Raw genomic sequence first — 12,966 nt, forward strand, 5'->3', positions numbered from 1 at the left:
GCTTGGCCTACAAAAAGATTTTTCTCAGTTTCATTATGGTCAAAATCAAAGCGAATAAATACACATGGGTCTGCCATAATTAATTCCTCCTTAGGAGGTTATATAATTAATCCTCGAACTCAGCTTCTTTGAAATCCAAAGTGCTGCAATTCTCACGAACAGCCCTTTGAACATTGTCGTCAAAGCCTTCACTGGCGTCAGCTTCAATATCCAACTTAACTCGGACATTAACGCCTGGTTTAGAAGTCAAAAGAGTGATGATTTCTTGGTAAATATCATCGAATTTCATTCGACTAGTCTGCGCTTCAAGATCAATCGTTGAGTAAAAACGAGTGCTCTTTTGGGCGGGAGGAACAGTATCATCTCCACCCAGAGTAGGCGGTGTCAGTCCACCTCCATCGTCACCATTATCTGTTCCAGAGACAGACGGTTTCGGCTTTTCTGCTTCAGACTTTTTACGGGCTTCTTCGTCCAGCTTGGCTTGGTATTCTTGGGCTTGTTGCAAAGACATAATCACGGAAGAGTCATCAATGACTACGCTTGCAGGATGCCCAAACTTGAATCCTTTATATTGGCCACCAGAGTAGCCATCAGCGAAGGCAAAGTAATCCTTGCTTGAAACTCCACTCTCGATAGCCTTTTGGAGGACAGAAGAGTCAAGGAGGCGGGGCAGGTAGAGATAATTACAAATATCACCCCAAAGTCTCTGAGTCTTGAGTTCTTGCTGATCTTCCTTCCAGAACCACTGTTTAAGCATGTTGTCCAAGTGGATTGGAGACCATACTTTGAGAACCATTTCTTCACTAACAAGCTTGTCTTCAACTTCAGAAATGATGCTTTTAGAGCTGGTGTTTAATCTAAAATTTTCCCATTCAATTGTGACTACGCCGCCTTTCCTGCTAGGGAATTGAACAGGACACATGAGCCACTGATAACACTCTGAAACCATGCGGTTCAGGCCACCAAAAGCATTTTCCATATTCTGTTCAGCTTGTTTGGTCTGAAGCATGTCGAGGTTCACTCGCATTTGCTTCACATCATCAACAATAGACTTCCAAGCTAGATACGTCTTAACCTGATCTTTGAGTCGGGGGAGGTTATCATAGTCAGGAGCCATGAACACGATACGGTTCTGATGCTGACGAGGAGCGGAACCACGTTTAACAAGGATTTCCTTTGCCGCTACAGTTGCCATCTCACATGTTTTTGAATGCGGCTTGTCTGGAGGCAGAATTACAAGACGTAAATCAAGAGTGTCAGGGATGTCAGAAGAGGCTGTGAAAATGTGAACGCCAGAGAAAAACCCCTTGTTAACTATCTTACCCAATCGTGCGCTGATCTCAGGGAACACATCTTCTTTGTCGTCAAATCTGCGCTTCCGTTCTTCCATCTCACGACGAAGGTTCGGACGAGTATCAAACCAATACCTATCACTATCCACGTTGAGATAGTGAAGCCTATCTTTGAGGCGGTTAACAGCATCGCTGAAAATCGCTGGCTTGGTTTCGGGGTGAGCTGCGCCAAGAACTATGCGTTTAATCTCAATTCCTCGAACAGTCTGACCTTGAACGCTAGGCGCACTTCCCATGAAGATAGTACGCGCAGCTCTTCTTGCACCGTAACAAGCTCCAATATGGGGAATTTTGGTGTCAATGTCGGCAGGCTCAGAGTTCTCGCCATCCACGTCCTTATCAATTACCGGGTCCCAACCTTGGGGAAGGTAGTAAATGCTCTGATTCTTCACGTTAGGATCATACAGCGGCAAAGAACCAGGCATAATCATTGGCTCAGCACTGCCGTCTTTCCACAAGCGATAGATGACTGTTGCCAAGAGCTGCAAAACGCCCCTAGTGCGCTGAAATTTGTCCAGAGAAGACCAATCTTCATACAGACGTGTAAAAACCTCAGGATGAATAGGATACGAATTTTTGAGCCTACGTAGGTATGAGGCCTCTTGAACCTCATTAGGAAACGCTTCGGCATTGTCCCGGTAGAACTCTGCAAACGAATCACAGATTGAATCCACAGCCTGGGTGTCGTTGATTGTGTTGAACAATCTGCGCCGTACAATCTCAAAAGCTTCTTCGGTTGCAACTGGCTTCCAGATGGCCTGAATTCGGCCAAAGTATTTCTCAAGAGCGTCTAAGGATTTTTGGCCCATCACGCTACCTGTCTCGGTATCTGACTCAGGAAGAGTTGCCAGAAGAAGTGCGTTTGGCACTGCGGCCACAGCTTCAGTCAAAGCTTGAATGAAAGACAGGTTCGAATCGAATGTTCCACCAGGATAGCTTTTGCCTTCTTCAAGCTGACGAACATATGCAACCATCTCATCCATGAGGATTACAACAGGCGCATATTTCTTGAGGAGTTCAATCAAAACCTCTTTACCAGGAGAAGTGCCTTCACGGTCTGCATCAGCAACCAGACTGTATCCAGAATCACCACCGATCTGCCATGCAATCTCGCCCCACAAAGTGCGAACTTCTACGTTGCCTCTTTTCTTGGGCTGAGAAGGGCTGAGCTGGTTGCCATCAATGACTGCGATTGCAGCCTGAGGCAGACTAGTGACTCCAGCATCATCAAGAATGGGAGCAATCCCTCGAAGATCACTGGCAGAAGCTTTCCCCTCGGCCAGGTGATATACAGACAGCAACGTGTGGGTTTTACCGCCACCAAACGCAGTTTGGAGCTGAATGACAGGATCGCCACCTTTCCCACTGATTCTCTTCACAACACTATCAAGGAGCAGTCTCATGCCTTCAGTAATGAAGGTACGTTCAAAAAAGTTTACAGGGTTTTGATATTCTGGCCCTGCATTCCCGGCTTTTACTTGGCTGATGTCTGCTGCGAATTCAGCCTGTTTGAAAGTGCCTTTGAGTACGTCATCATGAGGTGTTGCGATTTCGCGCCACGGTGTCATCTTCATATTTATTCTCGCTCCTTGCTAGTTCGACATATCGAGCGTTAATTGTGTTACTGTCGTTCCTCTGCTTGCTTCGGATGCAGAGACAGTTCCATGCCAGGAGGCAATCAATTCGTTGTATGCACGAGCTTCCTCAGCCCATCCTTTACGTTCACAAAGAGTGTAAAGACGGTAGGCGAGTTGTCTGATTGATTCCATGCGGTCTGCCATTCTTCCAAGCAGTTTACCTGCTTCGGCCTCACCACCTTCGCGCAAAGCACGAATGAGTTGATGAAGAGCTTCCCAGACAGGAAGACGGTTATCTTTGGTGGGGTCCCAATCATCAGGATACTCACTAAATTTGAAGAGACGAACCTTGCCGCCTCCCGCTTCGAGTACCCCGGCATCTTCAAGACCATCCACTGTAGTTCCTTTGGCACGAGCAAGCACGTCAGCTTGCCCAAATTCAGCCTGAGCAAAACCATAGGTTTGGAACCAGTCAATACAGAAACGAGTATCTGAGTCCATCTCGCCTTCAGCTTCACTGAAATATTCATCAATAGCTTTATTGATGAGAATAAGAGCGTCATGGACGCTCATTTTAGAACCATCTGCTTCAAGAATGCCACTATATCGGGAGAATACACCCATGCCGGGGCCGATTGCAGCCTGTGCAAGGTCAACAGGCGCGATAGGTGAAGCCCCTTCCTTGCCGCCAATCATGGCTTCAAGGGCTTCTGGCAATTCGTCTTTTAGTTCTCGGAGGAACTGCCGACGAGGAATAGCCATGGCATCATTTTCCCTTTTACTACATACAAGTACAATTGAAGATGCAAGGGCATTCATACTCTTCTTAAGATTTCCAGTGTATTCGGTACGCATAGGCCAAGTTCCAGATATGAGAAATCCTGATTGTATTACAGCTTCTAAAAAAGACTCCCATCCTGTTGATGAGGTAGCAGCATTTTTTGTGTCTGACTGCTTGAAGGCATAATAAATAGTAACAGGAAAAGAAGGATTAGCTGAACAAGCAACGTTGTTCATTGTTTTTGTCATGCCATCCATAAAAAATTTGTCAGCAATGTCCTTACTTCCGTGACGATATGGGGTTGCTACAAGCTCTTCAGCTTTAGGCACTGCCATTGAGGCAAAGACATCTGGGAAAACACCTCTAAGCATCTTCCTCATCCATACATAAAAATAGTCTGAAAGATCAGCATATCCTATGTTGTCATAGTAAGGTGGGTCTGTTGAAACGACTTTATCTACGGATATATCCTGGCTCGCTGCATCAGCTTGCAATGCTGATGCAGTAAATTTTGATCCTAAATTGTCTAGCATTTTCTTTGCTTGATTGATTCCTAAGATAAAATTACCGCTAGATGAACAAAAAGGGTTGGACTCAGTATAATCCCAAACCATTGGCAAAGCCTGTCTGCCAAAAGTAGAAATCATTTTTTCTGTACTTGTGCTCCATGCACACAGTGTAGACCAATAATTAGTTCCTTTATCCACAGCAAAGGACAGATATACAGCAACAGCATCGCCATACGCAGTAGCACCAGTCCCTCCTTCTGAAAGAGAGACACCATCATCTTCCCCTCCCGCTTTAACAAACAGCTGTATTGCCTTTTCTCTAGCTTCTTGCACCAAATCTGAAAAACATGTTAGTGCAACCAGCTGACGGTCTGTAAAAAGATCACCATACTTCATAAGGCCGTATATTTGTGTCTTAATATCTCTGGGGTGGTAATTAATGTCTAACGTAGGCTTCCAGTAATTCTCACCATTGGTACTTCCAACACTCTCAATAAATTCATCATCAATATATATTCGCTTTCTATCCCCTTCAAGAACGACGGCCATTAGCCTGTCGCCAAGCTCTCCATTAACACCTTTTTCTCTAATATAGTCATAATCAATAGGAGAACCTGAAAGCAGACACTTAAAAGCTTTCCACCTTCCTGCTGATGTTCCCAATTTTGTTGTAGCAATATCACCAGGCTTCCCAACTTTGACTTTAAAAGAATAAGAGTCCCCGTCTAAAATAGGCTCGACATATGCCTCTTTCCCTTTCTTAGTAGAAAGCATAAAATTTGTTACAAGTGGTACATCTACATGACTAAAAGCAGGGTTGGGACTTTTAACGGTTCTCGCCCAAATCCACGCAATGACAGTAAGTTCTCGCCCTACATAACTCTTCAAATCAGGGCGTTCTTTTGCCATTTCTTCGGTGATTTCGACCTTCGGATAGAGATGGCCTATGCGTTTTTCAGCCTCTTTTTTCATCCAATGACCGTAACGTCGCACATCTTCTGCAAGGCCAGTTGCACCAGGCCAAGCATCAGATCCACGCCCATCAACCTGTTCACCTTGCGGTAAAGGACCAACAGGTGCTCTGCCAGTGAACTTTGGAGGAATCTCAATCATTGCCTTGTTGATCATTACAGCCACAGGATTAAGGTCAGTAGCATAGGATTCAAGGCCAAGGCGTTGAGCTTCAAGAGGAATGGCACCACCGCCAGCAAAGGGATCATGGAAGGCAGGAAGTTTGTCAGGATCAAACCCTTCAACGCCTTTGTTCATTTCACAGGTTTCACGCCAAGATTTTCTAATCTCTTCACGAGCAATTTCAAGAAGCTCTTCGTTATTGGTATTCTCCCACTTCACAAGCTCCCTAATGATGCCAAAAAGTCGTTCCCGCTCTTTTTGTGCATCTTCTTTAGTCTGCCCTGGATAATTACCCCAACCACGTTCACCGCCGGGGTCATTAACAAGCTGAGCAAACAAAACAGCCCTTGCAGCAGCAAGAGGCCGTCTAGCCCACCAAAGGTGAAGAGTTGAAGGATGGCCGTGCCGAATAGATTTTTCACGTTTCGCAGCGGCGTTAATATCATCCAAAGGAAGTGCTACTTCGATGAGTTTTTTGGGAGCTTTAATCATATATTCCTCGCTTAGAAATCTTGCGCGTTATTCAGTAGTTCATTCAGATCGTAATTAATACTGGCAACACCCCAATCAGGTTCAACAGCAAAAGGCTTCTCAACGTAGTATGGGCCTTCATAACTGCCGTCTTCATCAACCAGGACAATGGCCAGCCTGAACTTTTCTTCCTGGTTAAGGGCGTACATAATTTCATTTCGTGAGACAGTGATCGTGGTCTGACCTTTCGAGCGGCCTTTGACCTCGATATGTCTGTCTGTGCAGCCTTCTTTGTATGCAGAAATGTCCCAACCGCATTTTTCGGCAGACACGTCATTGAGAGCATAGCCATGAGCTTCTTCGACATCAGAGACAGCTTTCATAGCAATAAGTTCAATTCTGCGCCGTGCATCAGCGTCAGGGCTGAACGTAGCAACAGGTTCACCTTTACGCTGAGCTAAAAGCCCTTGAGGTATAACCAATGCACCACCGACCACGACCGGAGGACTTGAGATGATACTCCGCTTTGTTTGGAGTTCCTTAGTTCTTTGTTCAAGTCGTGCGGTCAATTCTTCAGCTTTACGTCTCGCATTTTCAGGTTGCATTCTTGGCTGTTTCCCAGCCTCCATTGCATCTTTGAGGTGAAAATATCTATCCTGCCAATACTCAATTTCTTTGGTCAGCCGTTCATGTACTGCATCCAAAATCTTATCAACTTGAAGCTCTCTTCTGCTTCTGACTTCTTCAAAATGTTCAGGAACAATTTTCCCTGCGGCATATGCTAAAGCTTTTTGCTCAAGAGTATCGCAAAGCCAAGAAGCTTTCGTCACATCCTGAATCAAATATTCGTCAGCTTCGTTCAGAGGTTCGAGGTCAAGGTGTGGTGCCCATCCAGCATACGTCACATTCCCTTGCTCATCGAGTTCAACAAACTGCATCCGACGAGAACAAACTTGACGTTCTTCCTTGCCATACACACTTTCACGAACTTGGTGGTCAATGAGAATCAAAACACGAGGAGCAGTTCCCATGTCGGTAGGGTCAACCAAGATAGTGCCTTGCTTGAGAGTCTTTCTGTACGCTTCTAAAACCAAGTCAGTAACCGAGAACATCAACGGATGGCCGGGATGAACAAGGCTTGCCATTGGCTTGTTAAACACTCGCACCTGGTCGCGCTCAAAACAAACTCTCTCGTATCGTCTGAGAACAGGATCACGCCCACCAATTACACGGTCTCTTTCACGAATAACCGCCGGGACATGATTAATTTGGTATCTGCCTTTCTCTCGCTCTCGAAGATCACCGTTCAGACGTTCAAAAGCTTTCATGAAAAAAGCACGGATGAAATATGGTTGCAGCTTTCGGGCCTCGGCTTTCTCCATTTCGGCCTTCACAGCAAAAAGTCTCTCGCCACTCATGACTTCTTCAGCAAGAGCGGTTCGGCTCATGATTTTCTTGATACGCTCAGTATCTAAAACATCATCAACTTGGCGTTTAAGCCGTGCTCGAACCTCAGGATCGTCACCATAACGAATCGCTTCCATGAGCATGTCTTTAAGAGAACGATCTTTAAAGACTTCGCCCAAAATATCAAAAACTCGACCACCAAGAGCAGCGCGTTCAACTTCCAACTTATCCAGCAACCGTTGGAATACATCACCTTCACGAGTTTCATTGGCGACAATATTCCACAAATGACAGACTTCTGTTTGACCGATACGGTGAATACGGCCAAACCGCTGCTCAAGCCTGTTTGGATTCCAAGGCAAATCATAGTTCGCCATGAGGTTTGCATTTTGAAGGTTCACACCTTCACCCGCTGCATCAGTTGCGATTAAAACCAAAACTTTAGGATCATTCCTAAACAGCTCTTGATACTTTCGCCTGTCATCGCGGTTAATCCCGCCATGGATACAAACTACAGCATCAGGGTCTCCAAGCAGTCCACCTATTCGCTGAACCAAATAATTTAAAGTATCTTTGTGTTCGGTAAAAATAATGAGTTTTCGACGAGAACCGGAAGCATCAAACATCTGAGGATCGTCTTGCAAAATTCCAGAAAGCTCTTCCCACTTTCTATCCTGGCCGGACTGAACAACTGCTTTTGCCATTGAGACAAGGCCTTTTAAAATCTCGACCTCGCCCATCAATTCTTTAATGGTTCGAGCTGTTGTTGCCTGGTCTACAACCTGGTCAGCTAAATTTTCATATTCGGTGTCAGTGAGTTGATCATCTACATCGTCATAATCTTCAAAATTACCGTTCACCAAATCCGGAGCCAAAGTATCGGCAAGAACCGCATGACCACGCTGAGAAATCTTTTCTTCTTCTATTCTGCGCTCAAGTTTTTCACGTCTTCTATTCAAGGATTGGTAGATTGCCTCAGGAGAAGAAGCGAGACGGCGTTGTAGCAAAGTCAAAGCAAAACCGACTGTCCCTTTTCGCTTGCCATCTTCAAGTTCTGCCACCTTATTCATTTCGTTCTTCACGTAATCCGTGACAGAAGCATAAAGGGCAGCTTCTTGGTCTGAAAGCTTGTAATTGATGGTGTAGGCTCGTCTTTCAGGGAAAAGTGGGGTTCCATCAAACTTCAAAAGCTCTTCTTTGACCATGCGCCGCATCATGTCTGAAACATCAACCTTGTGTGCTCCGTCTCTGAACTGACCATAAAATCTGTCTTCATCTAAAAGCGACATGAAGAGCTGAAAATCTTGTTCTTTGCCGTTGTGAGGTGTCGCTGTCATCATCAAGAAATGACGTGTTTTTGAGGACAAAAGACGGCCTAACTTGAAACGCTGAGTCTCTTTGAGCTTCCTTCCAAAATATGTGGCTGACAGCTTGTGTGCTTCATCAACAATCACCAAATCCCATTCAACAGAATTCAGTTTTTCTTGAAGGTCTTCGGCTCGGCTAAGCTGGTCGATACGAGCTATAAGCCTGTCATTGTCTTCAAATGGGTTGCCTGAGTGAGAATTCTCAAGCATCTGGCGGGAGAACACCTCAAATCTGAGACCAAACTTTTCAGAAAGTTCGTCCTGCCATTGCTCAACCAAACTACCAGGAGCAACAATCAAAACTCTCTGGGTATCCCCACGAACCAACAGTTCTCGAATCAGGAGACCTGCCATAATGGTTTTACCAGCTCCGGGGTCATCTGCCAGAACATACCTCAAGGGCTGGCGAGGCAACATGCATTCATAGACGGCAGTGATCTGGTGAGGAAGTGGCATCACGTTTGAAGTGTGAACTGCCATCATAGGGTCAAAAAGGTGGGCAAGGTTGATACGCTGAGCTTCAACCGCCAGTTTGAAATCATCTGCGGGAGCATCAAACGTCCAAGGGCAACCTGAATCAGCAATAGAAATGGAAGCTTCGTCTGATCGAAATAACATGCGCTCACTAAGACGACCTTCTGCGTCTTTGTAATATATCGTAATTGCATGTTCTCCTACTTGTTCAGTAGAAACAATTCGTACAACCTTATCAGCTTCTAGGCCTGAGACCATCTGATCTTTGGCTAAATCTTCTAATTTGATCAAGTCATCCCCCGTTAATCGCTATAATTATGTCTCATATTGCCTATGTATATGTGATTTTTTGTTTAAATCTTAAAAAAATAAGCCTACAGAAGTTATACGTCAACGTGGAATAGGCAACCTCTTATTTTACAAGATAAAATGTTGTCAGCTATTTTGCTGTACTGACATCCAAAACAAAAAGTCCTCACCCAAACATTGAGGTGAGAACTTAATGGAACAAAGAGAATTAGAAACCAAAGACTTAGGGAATGTGAAAGTCACAGGTAGCTAGGATGTGTGCCATGAAATACGTAACATCAAAAATTGGGAAAAAGAAGTCTTCGTGGTCTTTTGCTTGAACTCAGCGCACAAATCATATCAAGAGAGATTGTCTCAATCGGTATCTAGGATAGCGGCCTAATCCATCTAAAAGAAGTGTACCGAACCGCAGTGATGAGAGACGCTCACGCTATCGTCCTGGCGCATAACCATCCTTCTGGGCAATGCTTGCCTAGTAAGGAAGATAAATCCTGTACAGCCAAACTCAAATCAGCCGGGATGCTCCTTGGAATCGAACTCCTTGACCATGTGATTGTGACCAAAGAAGGACACTACAGCTTCACTGAGAGGGATGACCTGTAAAATCTAAATCAAAACTCCTCAATTTCAATGGGGCTTCTCATGAGGTCAATTACCTGTAAGTGAATCTCGACATCAAACATCTTCTTGAAAAGCCGTCTGTCACGATTCTTTGGCCAAAGTTCAGTCCTAGTGTCCCAAGATTCAAACTCAGCCTCTTAAAACTGTTTGCTGTTCTTGTAAATGAACTCAAGAGCCTGGTCATTGTCACCGTATTCAGGGACGAGGAACGCCATACAATCATCGTTAAGCTCGGCTAAAATAACCTCTGGCCCATCACCGGCCTCTGGTAAGGACTCAATCCAATCCAAATACTGATCCTGCTACAGAGCTGTGGACACGGAGTTAAGTCACTATCCTAATGACCAAACAAGAGACGTGGATGAGTAAAACTCGTAGGATATGTGATGCAGAATTCAAACGAAATGCTGTACTTATGCTCGAGAAATCAGGTCGTTCGGCAACAGAGGCCGCTGAGAGCCTTTGAATTGGCGTAGATCTTATTTACCGCTGGCGACGTGAATTGCAACAGCATGGGCACATCACATTTCCAGGACAAGAGAAAGAAGGTCTCACTGCAGAAGAGCCTAATATCAAAAAACTTGAAAAAAACTTCGGGACGCAGAACTTGATCGAGATATACTAAAAAAAGCATTGGCCATCTTCAGCAAGGCACAGAAATGAGATTTCGTTTCATCAAAGATTACCGCTCGCAGTTTTCGGTGAAGAGGATCTGCTGCGTGCTTAAGGTTCGAAGAGCGGATTCTATTCATGGCTAGGGCGAAAGCCGTCGGCATTGGCAATTGAGACGGCTTGCCTTCAACAGAGAATTGCTGAACTTTATGAAGAACATGCCGGATTCGTTGGAAGCCCCATGATTACAGCAGACCTACGAGCTGAGGAGGCATTCCAACGCGTGATTCGGTAGCGCGTCGCACGCCATATGAGAATACCTGGGTTACCTTGTCGTTCGTCTCAAAAACTTGTTGTGACAACAGAATCAAGACATAAAGAGCCAGCCGCCCCCAACCTTTTAAATCGTAAATTTGCCGTTTGCGTTCCACATACGGTCTGGGTAACTGACATTACCTATCTCAAGGTTGGCCGGAAGTGGCACTACCTTACGATTTTTATCGATTTGTTCTCTCGCATCGTTGTGGAATGGGATTTGAGTGATTCTCTTGAAAGGCATTCTGCTATTCGTGCTTTTCATAAAAGCATTGTCCGCCGACGGCCAGCTTCGGGGCTTATGGTCCATAGCGATCGCGGAATTCAGTTCGCAAGCTGCGATTTCCGAGCGGAGCTGAGTCGACATGGCTGTGTCCAAAGCATGAGTCACAAAGGAAACTGCCGGGATAGCGCCGTGGCAGAATTTTTTTTTCATACTCTGAAAACCCAATTCATTAAGCATCGCCAATTTTCAAATAGAATAGAGGACGAAGTGTCTCTCTTTCAATACATTGAGGCCTACTACAGCCGCCGAAGAAGATATTCCTCAAACGGTGGGATGTCTCCGGCAGAATTTGAACAACTTCAAATCATGAAGGACGTAGCTTAACTGACTGTCCATTTTTGTGTGGCAGGATCACCAATGACATCACCTCCACAATAGTCAGAAAGCAAGTCACTCAAGCAATTCTCCAGGATGAACCCAAAATCAAACGAGGAGTCCCCCTTGTCCAAAGAACTCTATGTCCACGTCGACCTCAATGGTAAAGCCCATTTCGTCGGGCGCCTATGGATTCACGCAGGACAACACAACGAAAGCGCCTCTTTTGAATATTCAAAAGAATGGCTAAGCTCTCCAGCCCGTTTTTCTCTCGAGCCTTCGCTCAAACTTAGGGAAGGGACATTTCACACCTCTTTAGGGAAACCGCTTTTTGGGGCTTTTGGCGACACGACTCCAGATCGTTGGGGACGAAGTCTCTTCAAGCATTTTGAGAAACAAAATGCCCAAAAAGAGGAACGCACTCCCAGACAGCTTCACGATTCAGACTTTCTGCTCATGGTCAATGACAGCACAAGACAAGGAGCACTCCGCTTCTCAGACAGTAAAAACGGACCTTTTTTAGCAAAAAATCAGAACGTATGCATACCGCCAGTGACAGAGCTCAAACGCCTTTTTACGGCTTCGACCCACCTACTTGAAAAAAGAGATAATTCTCAGAATATTCAGGACTTCGTAACCGCAGGGGGAGCCCTTGGCGGGGCTCGCCCCAAGGTCTCCGTTATTGACACAGATGGGTCCCTAGCGATTGCCAAGTTCCCAAGCCCTAAAGACAAATGGGACGTAGAATTGTGGGAGTATCTGGCATTTCAAATGGCAGCCAAAGCGGGAATTTCCACGCCGACTGTGCGACGAAAAAAAATCGGAAACAAAAACATTTTGTTGCTGAAACGGTTTGATCGTAACGGCAAAAAACGAATCCCTTTTCTTTCAGCTATGAGCATGCTGGACTATTCAGACGGGGAGCAAGGAAGTTACTTGGAAATTGCTGAAGCTCTCAAAGAATATGGAGCTGACAGATTAGAGGATCTCAAAGAGTTATGGAGACGAATCGTCTTCAACATCATGATCTCAAACGTTGATGACCACTTGCGGAACCATGGTTTTCTCTACACTGGCTCTGCAGGATGGAGGCTCTCTCCTCTCTATGACCTCGAACCAACACCAGAGCATGAAAAACCTCGCGTTTTGCACACCTTCATCGACCTTGATGACGGCACTGCGTCGCTAGACCGAGCATACTCCGTTTGCGATGAATTCGGGCTAAAGCTCAACGAGGCAAAGCGCATCGCTAAAAAAGTAGCAAGCGTGACTCAAGACTGGGCAAAGGAAGCTGCCCGCCTTGGTGTCAAAAAGAAGGAAATCGAAATGATGCAGTCTGCATTTGAACACACAGACCTCAAAGAGGGTTTAAAGGGATAATGCTGAGTCTTAGGACCAAATTTCAGAATATCTTAGGGAACTATTGGTTTATTACC

General features: G+C 45.3%; 6 protein-coding genes and 1 pseudogene. 3 read left to right on the forward strand and 4 right to left on the reverse strand.

What is annotated here, in order from left to right:
- Positions 1-106: 106 nt before the first annotated feature.
- Genes B5D23_RS06275 through B5D23_RS06285 form a run of 3 tightly spaced genes read right to left on the reverse strand, consistent with a single transcriptional unit; the run spans position 107 to position 9,363 of the window.
- Positions 107-2,926, reverse strand: a complete 2,820-nt coding sequence (locus B5D23_RS06275) for an ATP-binding protein (protein ID WP_078684559.1) — start codon at positions 2,924-2,926, stop codon at positions 107-109.
- An 18-nt stretch (positions 2,927-2,944) separates the two neighbouring features.
- Positions 2,945-5,845, reverse strand: coding sequence for a DUF1156 domain-containing protein (locus B5D23_RS06280; protein ID WP_078684560.1), 2,901 nt, complete (start codon positions 5,843-5,845; stop codon positions 2,945-2,947).
- 11 nt (positions 5,846-5,856) lie between these two features.
- Positions 5,857-9,363, reverse strand: coding sequence for a helicase-related protein (locus B5D23_RS06285; protein ID WP_078684561.1), 3,507 nt, complete (start codon positions 9,361-9,363; stop codon positions 5,857-5,859).
- Between the two features lie 399 nt (positions 9,364-9,762).
- Between B5D23_RS06285 and B5D23_RS06290 the strand changes: the two genes are divergently transcribed.
- Positions 9,763-9,984, forward strand: a complete 222-nt coding sequence (locus B5D23_RS06290; protein WP_284690177.1) for a JAB domain-containing protein — start codon at positions 9,763-9,765, stop codon at positions 9,982-9,984.
- 155 nt (positions 9,985-10,139) lie between these two features.
- On the opposite strand, the gene B5D23_RS15025 is transcribed toward B5D23_RS06290, so the two are convergent.
- On the reverse strand, positions 10,140-10,292 hold the full coding sequence (locus tag B5D23_RS15025) for a hypothetical protein (RefSeq protein ID WP_159445935.1): 153 nt from the start codon (positions 10,290-10,292) through the stop codon (positions 10,140-10,142).
- Between the two features lie 71 nt (positions 10,293-10,363).
- Here B5D23_RS15025 and B5D23_RS06295 point away from each other — a divergent pair.
- Positions 10,364-11,539, forward strand: a pseudogene (locus tag B5D23_RS06295) (IS3 family transposase).
- Positions 11,540-11,656: 117 nt separating this feature from the next.
- Positions 11,657-12,910, forward strand: coding sequence for a type II toxin-antitoxin system HipA family toxin (locus B5D23_RS06300; RefSeq protein WP_078684563.1), 1,254 nt, complete (start codon positions 11,657-11,659; stop codon positions 12,908-12,910).
- Positions 12,911-12,966 lie beyond the last annotated feature (56 nt).

Origin of the sequence: Desulfobaculum bizertense DSM 18034, from assembly GCF_900167065.1 — a bacterium.
Classification (GTDB): domain Bacteria; phylum Desulfobacterota; class Desulfovibrionia; order Desulfovibrionales; family Desulfovibrionaceae; genus Desulfobaculum; species Desulfobaculum bizertense.